This window comes from Martinezella sp. CNPSo 3964 (assembly GCF_057784375.1).
Genome location: NZ_JBXSOW010000007.1, coordinates 279,737 through 293,711, shown reverse-complemented (window position 1 = coordinate 293,711; position 13,975 = coordinate 279,737). Strand labels below are relative to the sequence as shown.

At 61.9% G+C, this 13,975-nt stretch carries 16 protein-coding genes and 1 pseudogene; 7 read left to right on the top strand and 10 right to left on the bottom strand.

Translation table 11 applies throughout. The features are described from left to right. Positions 1-197 precede the first annotated feature (197 nt). Positions 198-644 carry a nuclear transport factor 2 family protein gene (locus AC13Q5_RS22595; protein ID WP_208621578.1) on the top strand — a complete coding sequence of 149 codons (447 nt, stop codon included), beginning with the start codon at positions 198-200 and terminating at the stop codon, positions 642-644. A 150-nt stretch (positions 645-794) separates the two neighbouring features. Here the strand turns inward: AC13Q5_RS22595 and AC13Q5_RS22590 are convergent, their stop codons facing one another. Next, positions 795-1,559 carry an SDR family oxidoreductase gene (locus AC13Q5_RS22590; RefSeq protein WP_488503207.1) on the bottom strand — a complete coding sequence of 255 codons (765 nt, stop codon included), beginning with the start codon at positions 1,557-1,559 and terminating at the stop codon, positions 795-797. Positions 1,560-1,678: 119 nt separating this feature from the next. Here AC13Q5_RS22590 and AC13Q5_RS22585 point away from each other — a divergent pair, with 119 nt between their 5' ends. Next, positions 1,679-2,584: a LysR family transcriptional regulator gene (locus tag AC13Q5_RS22585; RefSeq protein WP_457881070.1), complete on the top strand. Its 906-nt coding sequence runs from the start codon at positions 1,679-1,681 to the stop codon at positions 2,582-2,584. Here AC13Q5_RS22585 and AC13Q5_RS22580 read toward each other — a convergent pair whose 3' ends face one another. Next, positions 2,585-3,460: a LysR family transcriptional regulator gene (locus AC13Q5_RS22580; protein ID WP_488503206.1), complete on the bottom strand. Its 876-nt coding sequence runs from the start codon at positions 3,458-3,460 to the stop codon at positions 2,585-2,587. Between the two features lie 97 nt (positions 3,461-3,557). Here AC13Q5_RS22580 and AC13Q5_RS22575 point away from each other — a divergent pair, with 97 nt between their 5' ends. From AC13Q5_RS22575 to AC13Q5_RS22555, 5 genes are all read left to right on the top strand, one after another. Beyond that, entirely contained in the window at positions 3,558-4,841 is a 1,284-nt protein-coding gene (locus AC13Q5_RS22575; RefSeq protein ID WP_488503205.1) for an MFS transporter, read from the top strand. 14 nt (positions 4,842-4,855) lie between these two features. Further along, complete coding sequence (locus AC13Q5_RS22570) at positions 4,856-5,242, top strand: VOC family protein (RefSeq protein ID WP_488503204.1); 387 nt, start codon at positions 4,856-4,858, stop codon at positions 5,240-5,242. A gap of 91 nt (positions 5,243-5,333) precedes the next feature. Further along, positions 5,334-5,675: an ArsR/SmtB family transcription factor gene (locus AC13Q5_RS22565; protein ID WP_488503203.1), complete on the top strand. Its 342-nt coding sequence runs from the start codon at positions 5,334-5,336 to the stop codon at positions 5,673-5,675. Next, positions 5,659-6,147 (top strand): SRPBCC family protein, encoded by a 489-nt coding sequence (locus tag AC13Q5_RS22560; protein ID WP_488503202.1) that lies wholly within the window; start codon positions 5,659-5,661, stop codon positions 6,145-6,147. The genes AC13Q5_RS22565 and AC13Q5_RS22560 overlap by 17 nt, the downstream gene beginning before the upstream one ends. Continuing rightward, positions 6,147-6,551, top strand: a complete 405-nt coding sequence (locus AC13Q5_RS22555; protein WP_488503201.1) for a GFA family protein — start codon at positions 6,147-6,149, stop codon at positions 6,549-6,551. The genes AC13Q5_RS22560 and AC13Q5_RS22555 overlap by 1 nt, the downstream gene beginning before the upstream one ends. A 99-nt stretch (positions 6,552-6,650) precedes the next feature. Here AC13Q5_RS22555 and AC13Q5_RS22550 read toward each other — a convergent pair whose 3' ends face one another. From AC13Q5_RS22550 to ertD, 8 genes and pseudogenes are all read right to left on the bottom strand, one after another. Next, a complete protein-coding gene (locus AC13Q5_RS22550; RefSeq protein ID WP_488503200.1) occupies positions 6,651-7,046 on the bottom strand; it encodes a PIN domain-containing protein in 396 nt (131 codons plus the stop codon). Further along, positions 7,043-7,284, bottom strand: a pseudogene (gene vapB, locus AC13Q5_RS22545) (type II toxin-antitoxin system antitoxin VapB). Before vapB ends, AC13Q5_RS22550 begins: the two are co-directional and overlap by 4 nt. Before the next feature lie 65 nt (positions 7,285-7,349). Beyond that, positions 7,350-8,024 (bottom strand): spermidine synthase, encoded by a 675-nt coding sequence (locus AC13Q5_RS22540; protein ID WP_488503199.1) that lies wholly within the window; start codon positions 8,022-8,024, stop codon positions 7,350-7,352. Between the two features lie 126 nt (positions 8,025-8,150). Then, entirely contained in the window at positions 8,151-9,812 is a 1,662-nt protein-coding gene (gene ertB, locus AC13Q5_RS22535) for a thiourocanate hydratase (protein ID WP_174175691.1), read from the bottom strand. Between the two features lie 42 nt (positions 9,813-9,854). Further along, on the bottom strand, positions 9,855-10,184 hold the full coding sequence (locus AC13Q5_RS22530; RefSeq protein ID WP_075855447.1) for a TfoX/Sxy family protein: 330 nt from the start codon (positions 10,182-10,184) through the stop codon (positions 9,855-9,857). Positions 10,185-10,202: 18 nt separating this feature from the next. Continuing rightward, positions 10,203-11,303, bottom strand: coding sequence for a thiohydantoin desulfurase (gene ertC, locus AC13Q5_RS22525; RefSeq protein WP_075855446.1), 1,101 nt, complete (start codon positions 11,301-11,303; stop codon positions 10,203-10,205). Between the two features lie 3 nt (positions 11,304-11,306). Next, entirely contained in the window at positions 11,307-12,581 is a 1,275-nt protein-coding gene (locus AC13Q5_RS22520) for a Zn-dependent hydrolase (RefSeq protein ID WP_488503198.1), read from the bottom strand. After that, positions 12,578-13,963, bottom strand: coding sequence for a hydantoin-5-propionate amidohydrolase (gene ertD, locus AC13Q5_RS22515; RefSeq protein ID WP_488503197.1), 1,386 nt, complete (start codon positions 13,961-13,963; stop codon positions 12,578-12,580). The genes AC13Q5_RS22520 and ertD overlap by 4 nt, the downstream gene beginning before the upstream one ends. Positions 13,964-13,975: the final 12 nt, after the last annotated feature.

The window sequence follows — 13,975 nt, the reverse complement described above, 5'->3', positions numbered from 1 at the left end:
GTTCTTTTGCTCGCAAGCCTAAGCCTTTGGCGTGTCATAGGCAATCGCGGCATTCTCTCATTGCGGTTGTGAGCTGTCCTTTCTTGCCATTTCCGGCAGACGATCACATCGCCCTCACGCCCTTGTCATTTGCGCGTACCCTTGGTCTCGACAAAGGTGAACACGTTAACGACCAAAGGAGCAACGCCTTGAAACTGATGAAAGTCGCGATGATCGCCCTGCCAATCCTGGCCGCTGCCATGCCGGCCTTTGCCGAGCGCGCCTATTCGCCGCAAGAGCAGAAGAACAAGGAGATCGTTCTGGATTTCTATCAGAAGGCGCTGAACGACAAGGATTTCGACGCGGCCTCCAAATATCTCGGCAAGTACATCCAGCACAATCCGATGGCCGCCGATGGTCCCGAAGGCTTGCGTGGCTTCCTCGAATACCTGAAGAAGAACTATCCGCAGTCGAAAAGCGAGATCAAGCGCGTGATGGTCGACGGCGATTATGTGATTCTGCGCGTCCATGCCATTCGCCAGCCGGGCGATCGCGGCAGCGCCATCGTCGATATATTCCGCGTCGAAGACAACAAGATCCAGGAGCATTGGGATTCTGTCCAGCCGATCCCCGAGACGTCGAAGAACAACAATACGATGTTCTGAGTGGAAGGGCCGAAGGGAAGTAAGATCTGCGGCCTTTCTCATCCATTCAAAGCATTCCGACGACATGATCCCGCACCCATTTCTTGCTTGCGGGATGATGTCCGTATTCCGACGTTGCCGGCGCGATAATCGCGTCGGCAAAACGCCCGCTCAGGTCCGCGTGATCGACAGACCACCGTCGACGAGCGAAGCAGTACCGCTGACGAAGCTTGCGTCATCGGAGGCGAGGTAGAGGACCGAGCGTGCAATCTCTTCCGGGCCGGCAACGCGCTTCAGCGCATGCAGATTGGTGATGAAAGCCTGCTTGTCGGCGGTGTCGTTCATTTCACGGTACATATCTGTATCGACCGCGCCTGGCAGGATGGCGTTGACGCGCACATTCTGTGGGCCAAATTCGGCGGCGAGTGCTTGCGTCAGGCCGATCAGGCCGGACTTGCTGGCGGCATAGGCGGCAACGCCGGGGAAGCCGACAGTGTAGCCGACAAAGGTCGACGTGAAGATCACGGAACCGCCACCGTGCTTAACCATTTCACCAATCTGGTGCTTGGCGGCGAGAAACGACGCGGTGAGGTTGATTGCCAGCGCATCGGCAAAGCCTGCCTCCGAAACCTCGGTGCTCGGACCGGCCTCGCCGAGCGTGCCGGCATTGTTGAAGGCAATATCGAGCTTGCCATAGCGCTCGACCGCAAGGGCGACCAGCGCCTTGTGGTAGTCTTCCGAGCGCACATCGCCGGCCAGTACGGCGGCTTCACCGCCGACAGCCTTGATCTCGGCGGCAAGGCTTTCCAGCTCTGCGGCGCGGCGAGCGCCGACGACAACTTTTGCGCCTTCGGCTGCGAAGAGCTTTGCCGTGGTGCGGCCGATGCCGGAGCTGGCACCGGTGACGATTGCGACTTTTCCATTCAAGCGGTTCATTGTTCCATCTCCTGTGTGAGGATGTGTCTTTCGGTTTGTCCGATACACGGAAGATGGCCTTTTCCGATCGTTCGGATTAGTCTGTAAATAATGGAATTCGAATTCGGAATCGCCGAACGATGTTGAAAATCGAGGGGATCGTAACATTCGTGACCGTAGCAGAGGCCGGTTCGATCAGCGAGGCGGCACGGCGCCTGCGCCTGTCGAAATCCGTCGTCAGCGAGCGCCTGTCGGATATGGAGAAGGCGCTGGGGGCAACCCTGCTTCACCGTACCACGCGTAAGCTGACCCTGACGGAGGATGGCACCGCCTTTCTGCAGCGCGCGACCCGCATCGCGCAGGAGGTTCGCGAGGCCGCCGCCGATCTCGCCGAACGGCGAGGTACATTGATGGGGCCGCTGCGCATCGCCGCGCCCGTCACCTTCGGGCGCCTGCATCTGGGGCCGGCCCTCTATCCGTTTCTTGCCGAGCATCCGCAGATCGAACTGACGCTCGATCTCGACGACCGCCGGGTCGATGCCGCCTCGGATGGCTATGACGCGATCATTCGCCACGGCCTGATTGCCGACTCGCGCCTTGTCGCATGGAAGCTCGCCCGCAGCCGCCGTCTTCTCGTGGCATCGCCGGATTATCTCAGCCGTCAGGGCAAACCCGCATCGCTCTCCGATCTCGAAGATCATCGCGGTATTTTTTATACCAACCGCGGCGTCGCCGACTGGCGTTTCGAGGGGCCGGATGGCGCTGTCGTCATTCGTGCGAAGCTGGCACTCGGCGTCAACAACGGCGATGTCCTTCACGATGCAGCGATCGCCGGGCTCGGCATTGCGTTGCTGCCGGCCTTCATCGCTGACCCCTCGGTCAAGCAAGGGCGGCTTGTCGAAATCGATGTCGGCTATCGGCCCGAGCCGGAATTCATTTTCATGGCCCATCCGGAGGGGCGAAATCCCTCGGCCAAGCTCCGCGCGATGGCCGATCATCTGAAGAAGGCCTTTGGCGATCCGCCCTATTGGGAGCGGGGCACGTAACTAAGCAATCAGGCTCATAAGATTGGCGATGACGGGCGATTTCTGCGCCTTAAGACTGGCAAGGCCGAGACGCGCCACGACCGGCGGCCCATCGATCTGACGATATGCGACGCCGTCGAGCTTGATCTGCGCAATCGAAGCAGGAACGATGGAAACACCGAGATTGGCGGCGACGAGATTGACGACGGAGGGGATCTGCGGCGCTTCCTGCGTCACCACCAGCTCGAAGCCCGCCTCGCGGCAAGCCCCGACGATATCGTCATAAAGGCTGAGACCTACCATGCGCGGAAAGAGAATGAAGGGCTCGCCAGCCAGCGCCGCAATTGGCACGCGCTCCTTTTTCGCCAATGGATGATGGGCCGGCAGCGCAATCAGCATCGGCTCGTCGGCAAAGCGTTTCAGGCGTACGTCCCTAGGGTCTTCGAGGCCCGGTCTGATGAAGGCCGCGTCGATCTCGCCGCGCATCAGCCGCTCCATCAGCGCATTGGTGTTCATCTCGGTCAGCGATAGCCGCACCTCCGGCCAGTGACCCCGAAACTCGCGGATGGTTGATGTGACGATGGTGTTGAAGGCGGAGGATGCGGTGAAGCCGAGTGAGAGGCGGCCGATCTCGCCGCGATTGGCGCGCTGGGCGGCAAGCTTTGCCTTTTCCGCCGCGTCGATTGCCGTTCGCGCTTCGGCCAGAAAAGCCTCGCCGGCAGCCGTCAGCTCCGCACCATGCGGAACACGGTGGAACAGTTGCGCGCCAACCTCGTTTTCCAGATCCCGGATCTGCTGGCTGAGCGGCGGCTGGCCGATGCCGAGATTGGCGGCCGCGCGGGTGAAATTCCCCACTTCCGCAAGCGCCAGAAAATAGCGGATATGACGTAGCTCCATCGCTATCTCCAAAAGCTATTGAGATCGCCTGTTCCATATATTGGACTAATGAAGCGGACCTGACTAGATTCCGGGGCAAGAAAGGTTGGGTGCCCCCATGTTTCGCGCCGCTAGACAGCAGGCAATCACTGCTTCCGAAGTTCCGTCCAGTCCCGAATTGACACTCGTCAGGAGCGAGCCGCCGGCCGAGTCTCGCCAATTCCTGACGCGCGGCACGCCCGCCTTCCGCCGCGCGACCATCGCGCTGTTTCTCTCTGGCTTTGCCACCTTCTCGCTGCTCTATTGCGTGCAGCCGCTGATGCCGATCTTCTCTCAGGATTTCGGTGTCACGCCCGCCGCAAGCTCGCTGTCGCTGTCGCTTTCGACCGGCTTCCTGGCCTTTGCGATCTTCGGCGCCGCGGCCGTTTCCGAAAGCCTTGGCCGGCGCAGTTTGATGTTCATATCGCTGCTCGGCGCGGCCATCTGTACGATCGTCTGCGCGGTGTCTCCGAGCTGGCACATGCTGCTCGCTGTTCGTGCGCTTGAGGGCTTCCTTCTGGGCGGCGTCCCCGCCGTCGCCATGACTTATCTGGCCGAAGAGATCGAGCCGCGCGGCCTTGGCGGTGCGATGGGCCTCTATATCGCCGGCAACGCCTTTGGCGGCATGGCCGGGCGCGTCGTGACGGGTACGATCGCGGAATATCTGAGCTGGCGACCGGCGCTGGCAACGGTCGGCATTCTCGGCCTGATCGCCGCCGTCGGCTTCCTTTATCTGCTACCGCCGTCGCGCAATTTCACCCCGCGCAAGGGCTTCGATGCCGGCTTTCACGTAAAGGCCTGGGGCGGCCACTTCGGCAATCCGGCGCTGCCATTTCTCTTTGCCATCGCCTTCCTTGTCATGGGCTCCTTCGTCACGGTCTATAATTATGCCGGCTTCCGCCTGGTCGCCGCGCCTTATAATCTCAGCCAGACCGAGCTGGGCCTGATCTTCACCGCCTATCTCTTCGGCATCGTCGCCTCCTGGGCCGCGGGCCTGCTTGGTGATCGCATCGGCCATTTCATCGTGCTACCGATTGGCGTGCTGATCGCAGCGCTTGGGGCGGCGGTGACGCTCTCCAGCTCGCTGCCGCTGATCATTCTCGGCATCGTTCTGGTGACGATCGGCTTCTTCATGGCGCATTCCGTCGCCAGTGCGTTGGTGGGGCGGCTCGCCCGCGGCTTCAAGGGGCACGCCTCCTCGCTTTACCTGCTGGCCTATTATCTCGGCTCCAGCATCGCCGGTTCGCTCGGCGGCTACTTCTGGCTTGCCGATGGCTGGAATGCCGTGGTTGCCTTCATCCTCATCATGCTGGCACTATGCCTCGTCAGCGCTCTTGCCGTTGCTAGGCTGGCGCGTCGTTGAGACCGGAGGCCGCCATGATCCGCATCGACCATCTCGATCATCTGGTGCTCACGGTCGCGAGCATCGATGAGAGCTGCGATTTCTATGACCGTGTCCTCGGCATGAGTGTCGAAACCTTCGGAGAGGGCCGCAAGGCCCTGACCTTCGGCAATCAGAAGATCAACCTGCACCGCGCAGGACATGAGTTCGAGCCGAAGGCCGAGCGGCCGACACCGGGCTCCGCCGATCTCTGCTTCATCAGCACCACGCCGCTCGATGACATCATCGCTCACCTCACGGCTGAGGGCGTTGCGATCAAGGAAGGTCCCGTGCGCCGGACGGGCGCAACCGGTCCCATTCTCTCGGTCTATTTCCGAGATCCGGATCAGAATCTGATCGAAGTATCCAACAAAATTTCCTGAGATTGCTCGTCGGCCGGCGCTTCTTGACAGAGCATTGTTGCGGCTTATATTAAACCAATAAGTTAATTAACTACTTGGTTTACGAAATTCCATGGACACATTGAGCACTACCCTTTCCGCCTTGGCTGACCCGACCCGCCGGGCAATCCTGGCGCGGCTGGCGAATGGCGAGGCATCCGTTTCCGAACTGGCCAAACCTTTCGACATGTCGCTGGTCGCTGTCTCCAAGCATCTGAAGGTGCTGGAAAAGGCCGGCCTGATTTCGAAGGGGAGGGAGGCCCAATGGCGGCCCTGCCGGCTGGAGCCGAAGCCGCTCCGGCAGGTGGATGACTGGCTGGAGAGTTACCGCCAGTTCTGGAACGACAATCTCGATCGCCTGGAAGCCTACGCGGCACTATTGCAAAAGGGAGGAAAGAATGAACCCAGCAACTGAGGGCGGCAGCTTGCGCCCACCGCGCGAGATTGTGCTGACCCGCGATATTGCCGCGCCGCGCGCCCTCTTGTTTCGCCTCTGGACGGAGCCGGAACATCTGATGCGCTGGTGGGGACCGCAGACCACGACTGCCTCGTCGGTCTCCGTCGACCTGCGGGAGGGCGGCGCCTGGCGGCATTGCATTCTGACGCAGGAGGGCAGGGAGTATTGGAGCCACGGTCGCTATCTGGAGATCGCCCCGCCCGAGCGCCTCGTCTTCACCTTCGCCTGGGAGAATCAGGATGGAAAACCCGGCCACCCGATGCAGGTGACTGTGGAATTTCAAGAGCTTGGCGAGAAGACGCGCCTCGTCTTCCGCAAGGTCCAGCTGCCCGACGATACCGAACTCAGATTGCAGACCGGCGGCTGGGAGCAGGCTCTCGACAAATACGTCGCCTACGCAGAAGCCACCTCAAGGGAAGGATTGGAGTGATGAAGAAGACCTATCATGGAAGCTGCCATTGCGGCGCCGTCGCTTACGAAGCCGATCTCGATCTGCAGGGCGGCACCTTCAAATGCAACTGCTCGATCTGCAAGAAGAAGCGCAATTGGCTGGCCGTCGCCACACCCGCCGATTTCCGGCTGACATCGGGCGAGGGCAGCATCGGCGAATACCAGTTCGGCCCGCGCATCCTGCATCACCTCTTCTGCAAGACCTGCGGCATCAGCTCCTTCAACTGGGGTGAAAACCCTGCACTCGGCGGCAAGTTTTATGCGATTAGCGTCAGCTGCCTGGACGATACGACCGACGAGGAACTCGCCTCGCTTCCTGTGGGATATTTCGACGGCCGCGACGATCGCTTCGATCATGCCCCGGAGGAAACGCGCTATCTCTAGAGCATTTCCAGGAAAAGTGCGTAGCGGTTTTCCGTCCGGAATGCGTAAAGGAATAATAAGCTGGAGCATTTCAGCGATTCGAAGAAAAGCGGAAATGCTCTAGCCGCTCGGCAAGGACTCCCAGTCCTCGAAACGCAGCTGTCGAATGCGCTGAAATTCCCTGACATTGTGCGTCACGAGGATCAGATCGCGGGCGATTGCCTGGCCTGCGATCAGAACGTCATAGGCGCCGATCGGTGTGCCAAGGGAAGCACGAATTTCACCGGCCACACGGGCATCTTCCTTGTCGAAATCCAGCGTCTCGAACTGAAGAGCTTCCACACGCGCAAGGTTCTCGGCAACACGCTGGCCTTTGTAAGCGCCATAGAACAGTTCGTGCGCAACGATGGCCGGAATGGCAAAGTCCTGCGGTTTGTGTCTGCGAAGTTCACTCATGAAGCCGGAGTGTCCCTTCATCAAGGCGATGACGGCATTGCTGTCGAGCAGATACTTCACTTGAAAATATCCAGCTCGGGGCGCTGCTGCTCAGCCGGCTCTTCCTCGGTCGCTTCCACGAAGTCTTGATCGACCGGCCCAGTGATCGCTTCCAGCCAATCCCAATCTTCCGCGATCGGCTCCAGAATGATTGATTTCCCTGCCGGCGGATGCGCACTTCTTCGCCGTCGATACGGAATTCCTTCGGCAAGCGTACGGCCTGCGAGCGGCCGGACCAGAAGATTTTTGCGGTGTCCATGCCATAACTCCTTTGAGATATGACATTGATATATAGCAACGGCGCGGCGATTTCAATTCCAGGCGTTACGATCTGGCCTTCACCGCCAGCCAGATGACATGACGCGCGCCTGTCTTGCCGTTGGCGCGCGTATTGACCACTTCGGCTGCAAAGCCGCTGTCGCGCAAGCGTTTCGTGAAACGCTCGTCAGGTCCTGAAGACCAGACCGCGAGCACTCCACCGGGCCGCAGCGCATCGCGCGCTGCCTTGAGGCCCTGATAGTCGTAGAGCCCGTCATTGGCCTCTGACGTAATGCCATCCGGGCCGTTGTCGACATCGAGCAGAATGGCGTCGTAGGCCGCCTTGCGGGCGCGGATGAGCGGGCGCACGTCGCCCTCGTGAATGGAGACTCGCGGGTCATCAAGGCAGCCGTCGAAAACCGTCGCCATCGGCCCGCGTGCCCAGGTCACAACAGCCGGAACCAGTTCTGCGACAGTAACCTTCGCGTCCGCACCGAGTTCGCCAAGCGCCGCGCGCAAGGTAAAGCCCATGCCGAGGCCGCCGATCAGTATGTGCGGCGTCTTCACGCCCTTGATCTTCTCGCAGGAAAGCGTGGCAAGCGCGCGCTCAGAGCCGGAAAGGCGGCTATTCATCAGCTCGTTGGTGCCGAGCATGATGGAAAATTCCTGGCCGCGCTGCTTCAGGCGCAGCTCGCCGCCGCCAGGGATTTTCGCAGTGTCGAGCAGGGTCCAGGGGATCACGGGCAACTCTCCAAAGCAATTCCGGGAAAAGCTTATAGCGGCTTTACGTCCGGAATTGCGTGTACAACAGGTCGTTACGAATTGCCCGGGACCATAGTCTTTCAGAATGGGTAAGAACAGACGCGCTTATCCCAAACGGATATAGGGCACATCCTTTTTCGCAACTTCGTCCAGCGCTTCCTCATAGCCGGCATCGGCGTAGCGCATCACGCCGAGCGCGGTGTCGTTGGTCAGCGCGTGATCGAGCCGTTCGTCGGCGGCGGCCGTGCCGTCGGCGACCACGGTGACGCCGCAGCTCGTCATATAGCCGGCATAGCCGCCGCCGCCGGAGTGGACGACGACGAGATCAGCCATGGACGAGCAGAGCATCATGGCGTCGATCAGCGGCCAGTCGGCGATAGCGTCGGAGCCATCCTTCATGCCCTCTGTCATGATGTTCGGATGTGCCATGGCGCCGGCATCGAGGTGGTCGCGTGAAAACGCGATCGGACCTTTGAGCTCGCCGCTTGCGACAAGTTCGTTGACACGGCGGGCAAGTGCGGTGCGCTCGCCATGGCCGAGCCAGGCAATACGGGCCGGCAAGCCTTCGAAGGGCACGTGCTCGCGGGCAAGCTTGATCCAGTTGGTGATGATCTTGTTGTCCGGGAACATTTCCAGAAGTAGATCGTCGATGCGGGCAATGTCGCTTTCCTCGCCCGAGAGCGCCATCCAGCGGAACGGACCGATGGCGCGGCAGAAGAGCGGGCGCAGATAGGCTTCGGTGAAGATCGGGATATCGAAGGCGTTGGCGACGCCGCCTTCCTTCGCCTGCGTGCGGATCAGATTGCCGTTGTCGAAGACTTCGGAGCCCTTTTTCTGGAAGTCCAGCATGGCCTTCACATGTTCAACGATCGAGGCGCGGCTTGCTGCCATCAGCTGGCCCTGACCGTCGTCGCGGAGATCCTTGACTTGGCTGAGGCTCATGCCCTTCGGCACGTAGCCGTAGACGAGGTCGTGGGCGGAGGTCTGGTCGGTGACGATATCGGGCACGATGCCGCGGCGTGCAATCTCGGGATATATCTCGGCTGCATTGCCGACGAGGCCTACGGAAAGCGCTCGCTTTTCCTTGACGGCCGCGTCGATCATCGCCAGCGCGGAATCGAGGTCCGGGGCGATTTCCTGCAGGTAGCCGATTTCCTGGCGCTTCCTGGCGCGCTCCGCATCGATATCGACGCAGAGGATCGCGGCACCCGCCATGCGGCCGGCGAGTGGCTGCGCGCCGCCCATGCCGCCGAGACCGGCCGTCAGTACGAAACGACCGAAGAGATCGCCGCCGAACCGGCGCTCGGCGATGCGCATGAAGATTTCGTAGGTGCCCTGGATCACGCCCTGGCTGCCGATATACTGCCAGGCGCCGGCTGTGAGGCCACCCCAGCAGATCAGCCCCTTGCGCTGCAGCTCGTAGAACACCTCGGCCTTCGCCCATTGCCCGACGATGTTGCAGTTCGCCATGATGACGAGCGGCGCCTTGTCATGCGTGCGGATGAGGCCGATCGGCTTGCCGGACTGGATGAGCAGGGTCTGGTTCTCATCCATTTCGGTCAGCGCCTTGACGATGCCCTTATGCGCCGCCCAATTGCGGGCAGCCTTGCCGAGGGCTGCGTAGACGACAAGGTTGTCGGGATCTTCGCCGACCGAGAGCACGTTTTCGAGCAGGCGCAGCAGGGCCTCCTGCCGCCAACCCTTGGCACGCAGCTCCGGGCCGCCCGGAATGGGGAATTTCGGGTGACGTGGATTGGCTTTCGGCATGGATTTCCCTTCCCTATTTTCTTTGTTGTTTCGGTGGCCCGGCTATTTCGGCGGCAGGCCTTCGACGAAGTCCAGCGCGGCCAGAAGCAGCCGCTTGCGCAGCATGTCGTTGCCATAGGCTTCCGGCCCCGCACGCAGCCACCCCTTCATCTCGCGGCCGCCCATCAACATGGTTTTGACGTCATGCTGCTCCAGCGCCCAGGCATCGTTGCCCTTGCCAAGGCGGATCAGCATCCCGTCGTCACGGGCGCCGCATAGGAGATGACCGTTGAGCAGAAAGGCCCAGCCGCCGAACATCGCTTTCCCGCTGAGCCCGGGTCGTTCCCCGAGTTCCTCTCTCAGCAATTCCTCGAGACCAGCATCACGGGCCATTCAAGCCTCCTGCGTTTTTCAGCCTTTCTTGCCGGCCAGCGCGTATTTGGCGATTTCGATCCCCATCGCCTTTTCGACGGAGGGGTAGACCGTGGGGTCGAGCACGCTGGCAGAGAGCGGAATGATATCCATAGGCACATGCAGGATGAAAACCTTCATGCCCTCGTGCAGCTGGCCGACGCTCAAGGGCTCGCCTTCCGGCGACAGCGTGGTGATGACGGAGGGGAAGGTCGCGAGCCGCTTGCCGCCGGTATCCTCGACGGCCATGTACTCGTTCATCACGTGCATGACGACGGCCTTGTCGCCTGAGCCTACAGTGACTGTGCCGATATCGAAGGCTTCCTTCGTGTAGACGACGTCCTTCTTGGTGATCATGCCTTCAGCCAGGATATGGCCGCCGGTGGTCTTGCAGATGGCGTCGATGACGGCACTGCCGCCCTTCTTTTCCGCCTCGATGATCGCTTCGCCGAGCGAAAGCGCCATGGAAATGCCGCCGAGCGCCGCGTGCGTGCGGACGTAAGAAGCGCGCAAGGGGTTGCGGCAGGAGGCGATGAAGCCGCCCGACTGGTCGGAGGCCGCGCGCAGGATCGGCGAAATCTTCGCCGTCGCACCCTTCACGACCAGCTCGATATAGCGATTCTCGGCGCGATTGCCGCCGACGGCGGTCTGGATCATCTGCTCAGGCGAACCCGCCATGCCGATCGAGCCCATGTCACCCGTCGGATGGGCGCGGATGTCACCCACAGCGTCCACCACCTTCGTACCGAGGATCGCCGATGGCAGCCAGCCGTTCAGCGTCGAGGACTTGCCGTTCTGGCCGATGATCAGGCCGGAAAGCTTCTCGCCAAGCTCGTCCTGCAGCAGCTGCGCGGCCTTCACGTAATCGATGCCCTGCATTTCCCAGGGGGTCGTGGAGGCCGGAGCGCCGATGGCGGCAGCTGTGGCGATCCAGTCGTTGTCGTTAAGCTCGTCGATCGACACCAGCTCCGGCTTGCCGACATTGACGGCCGCATAGCCGAGCATGCGGCCGTGATCGGCCCAGCCGCCACCGCCTGCGGCGTAAACGGAGCCGCCCTTGACGGCCGCTTCCACATCCTTGGCAACGAGTACGCGTCCCATTGACTACTCCCGGTTCTGTTTGAGGTTCTTATCCATGTCGCGCACCGCTTCGAAAAGAACGGCGGCGCCCATGGCGATGTCGTCATTCTCGGCCCACTCCTCGGCGCAATGGCTGCGGCCTTCCTTGCAGGGCACGAAGATCATGGCGGCAGGGGCGACCTTGGCGATCCAGGCCGTGTCATGGCCGGCGCCGGAGGCCATGCGGCGATGCTTGGCGCCGACCGTCTCGCAGGCGCGCTCGAGCGTTTCGAGCAGCACCGGCGCGCCCGGCGTCGGCATGTTGTCGGAGACGCGCACCGGCGTATTGATCGTCACGCCGTAATCGGCGGCAATGGTCTTCACCTCGCCGTCGATCCAGGTGAGGAAATCCTCCATGTCGCTGCGGATTTCGGCACGGCCGTCGATCAGCAGAACGACCTTCGAGGGTACGACATTGGCGGCATTCGGCTCGATGCGGAATTCGCCGACGGTCGCGGCGAAATGGCCCGGCGTCTTTGCCTGCTCGGCGGCGCGTTGGCGAATGTCAAGGACCAATCGCGAGGCCGCCACCAGCGCATCCGCGCGGCGATCCATCGGCGTCGTGCCGGCGTGATCGGCGCGACCTTCCACGGTGATTTCGATGCGGGTGATGCCGGCGATCGCGGTGACGATGCCGATATCCTTGTTCTCGGCTTCCAGCACCGGACCCTGCTCGATATGCAGCTCCAGAAAACCGGCGAGATCCGGGCGCTTCTGGGAGAGCAGCACCGAAGGATCGCCGCCGACTTCGGCAATGCCCTGCGACAGCGTGCGGTCGCCGCTCATGCGGGAAAGCCACGCCTCGGGAATCTGTCCGGTCATGCCGCGGCTGCCGATGCAAGAGACGCCGAAGATGCTGACTTCCTCGGCGAGGAAATCGACGATCTCCAGATCGTGGTCGAGTTCGATGCCGCGATCCTTCAAGGAGCGCGCGACTTCAAGTGCCGCGATCGTGCCGGCAATGCCGTCGAAGCGGCCGCCATCGGGAACGGTGTCGGAATGCGAGCCGACAAGGATCGTGCCGAGGCCCGGCTTGGCGCCTGCGCGCCGGCCGATCAGATTGCCGGCGGCATCGATCCGGGTCTCAAGCCCCGCCGCCTTCATCCGCGCGTCGATATAGGCGCGCCCTTCAAGGAAAAGCGGGGAGAAGGCGCGGCGTGTCCAGGGATGGCCCGGATCGGTGATGCCGGCGAGCGCATCGATATCCTCGGCGATACGATCGGCGTTGACGGGCAGGTTGTGGCGCTTGGGGTCGGTCATCGGGCTGCATCTCCGGCAAGAATTTGGCGAGGCAAGGGACGGACAAAGCTGCCGGAGCCGGGTTCGGCCAGCACCTTCTGTCCCTCGGTAATCTGCTTGCCTCTAAGATAGGCGGCGGACACAGTCCAGGGCAGGCGGATGCCGTTATAGGGGCTCCAGCCGACGACGTTGTTGCCGCTCGCCGCTGCGTCATAAACCATTTCGCGCGGCTCCAGCACGACGATGTCGGCATCCTTGCCCGGCGTCAGCGCGCCCTTGACGTGGTCGAGGCGGAAATGCCTGGCCGGGTTTTCCGCCATCAGCTTCGCGGCCCAGGTGAGCGGCACGCCGCGTTCCAGAGCACCCTTGACGAAGAGCGGCACCATGACCTCCAGTCCCGGCACGCCGGAAGCGTTTGCCAGCATGTCCGGATTGGTCTTGCGGTTTTCCGACCAGCTGACGTGGTCGGTCGAGACGAGCCAGACATTGCCCTCCGCCACTTTGCGCCACAAGGTTTCCACTTCGGCGCGCGGGCGGATGGGCGGATTGATTTTCGCCTTGCCGCCGAGACGCCGCACATCGTTTTCCTCGTCGAGCGTCAGGTAATGGATGCAGCATTCGACTGTCGCTTCGAAGCCGTCGCGGCGATAGGCGCGGGCGATGTCGTAGCCGCGGCCGAGCGAGCAATGCACGACATGCGCCGGGCAGCCGGTATCTGCACCCGTCTCGAAGATCGTATGCATGGCGAGAAGCTCGGTAATTGGCGGGCGGGAAAGGCCGTGGGCGCGGTAGTCGGTAACACCGCTTACCTTCACCTGCTCCATATAGGTGCGCACCGCTTCGTCATCCTCGTTGTGGACGCCGGCGGTCAGGCCCGTTGGCGCGATTGCGGCGAAGCAGGCATCAAGCAGGGCAGGCGGAATGCGCGGAAAGCGCTTCGGATCGGTACCGAAGGTGGAGAATTTGAAGGCGGCGACACCGGCCTCGACCATCTCGGCGATACGCGCCGGGCCTTCTTCGGGATCGACCGTGCCGTAGAGGGCGAAGTCGACGCGCGATTGCGGCGCGGCATGGTCGATCTTCTTCTTCACCGATGCTGCCGAGCAGACGAGATTGCCTTCGTCATAGGGCATATCGACGATGGTGGTCACGCCGCCAGCGGCTGCCGAACGCGTTGACCAGATGAAATCCTCCTGATCCTTCTGGGACAGGGAGTGGGTTTGCGCGTCGATCGCGCCAGGCAGGATCAGCGCCTTGCCGAGTAGATGCCGCTCGCGGGCAGCCGGCGGCACGCCGATGCCCACCTCGGCGATCTTGCCGTCGCTGACGGCGACATAGCCGGCTTCCACGATGCGTCCAGGCAAAACCACGGTGCCTTGCAGAACTAGATCGAAATCGGCCATGTGCATTCTCTC

Excerpts from the sequence above, each read along its gene's own strand:
- AC13Q5_RS22570 (WP_488503204.1), top strand. The coding sequence starts at position 4,856 with ATGATCCGCATCGACCATCTCGATCATCTGGTGCTCACGGTCGCGAGC.
- AC13Q5_RS22595 (WP_208621578.1), top strand. The coding sequence starts at position 198 with ATGAAAGTCGCGATGATCGCCCTGCCAATCCTGGCCGCTGCCATGCCG.
- AC13Q5_RS22560 (WP_488503202.1), top strand. The coding sequence starts at position 5,659 with ATGAACCCAGCAACTGAGGGCGGCAGCTTGCGCCCACCGCGCGAGATT.
- AC13Q5_RS22555 (WP_488503201.1), top strand. The coding sequence starts at position 6,147 with ATGAAGAAGACCTATCATGGAAGCTGCCATTGCGGCGCCGTCGCTTAC.
- AC13Q5_RS22590 (WP_488503207.1), bottom strand. The coding sequence starts at position 1,559 with ATGAACCGCTTGAATGGAAAAGTCGCAATCGTCACCGGTGCCAGCTCC.
- AC13Q5_RS22575 (WP_488503205.1), top strand. The coding sequence starts at position 3,558 with ATGTTTCGCGCCGCTAGACAGCAGGCAATCACTGCTTCCGAAGTTCCG.
- AC13Q5_RS22565 (WP_488503203.1), top strand. The coding sequence starts at position 5,334 with ATGGACACATTGAGCACTACCCTTTCCGCCTTGGCTGACCCGACCCGC.
- AC13Q5_RS22580 (WP_488503206.1), bottom strand. The coding sequence starts at position 3,460 with ATGGAGCTACGTCATATCCGCTATTTTCTGGCGCTTGCGGAAGTGGGG.
- ertC (WP_075855446.1), bottom strand. The coding sequence starts at position 11,303 with ATGGGACGCGTACTCGTTGCCAAGGATGTGGAAGCGGCCGTCAAGGGC.
- ertB (WP_174175691.1), bottom strand. The coding sequence starts at position 9,812 with ATGCCGAAAGCCAATCCACGTCACCCGAAATTCCCCATTCCGGGCGGC.
- AC13Q5_RS22530 (WP_075855447.1), bottom strand. The coding sequence starts at position 10,184 with ATGGCCCGTGATGCTGGTCTCGAGGAATTGCTGAGAGAGGAACTCGGG.
- ertD (WP_488503197.1), bottom strand. The coding sequence starts at position 13,963 with ATGGCCGATTTCGATCTAGTTCTGCAAGGCACCGTGGTTTTGCCTGGA.
- AC13Q5_RS22520 (WP_488503198.1), bottom strand. The coding sequence starts at position 12,581 with ATGACCGACCCCAAGCGCCACAACCTGCCCGTCAACGCCGATCGTATC.
- AC13Q5_RS22585 (WP_457881070.1), top strand. The coding sequence starts at position 1,679 with ATGTTGAAAATCGAGGGGATCGTAACATTCGTGACCGTAGCAGAGGCC.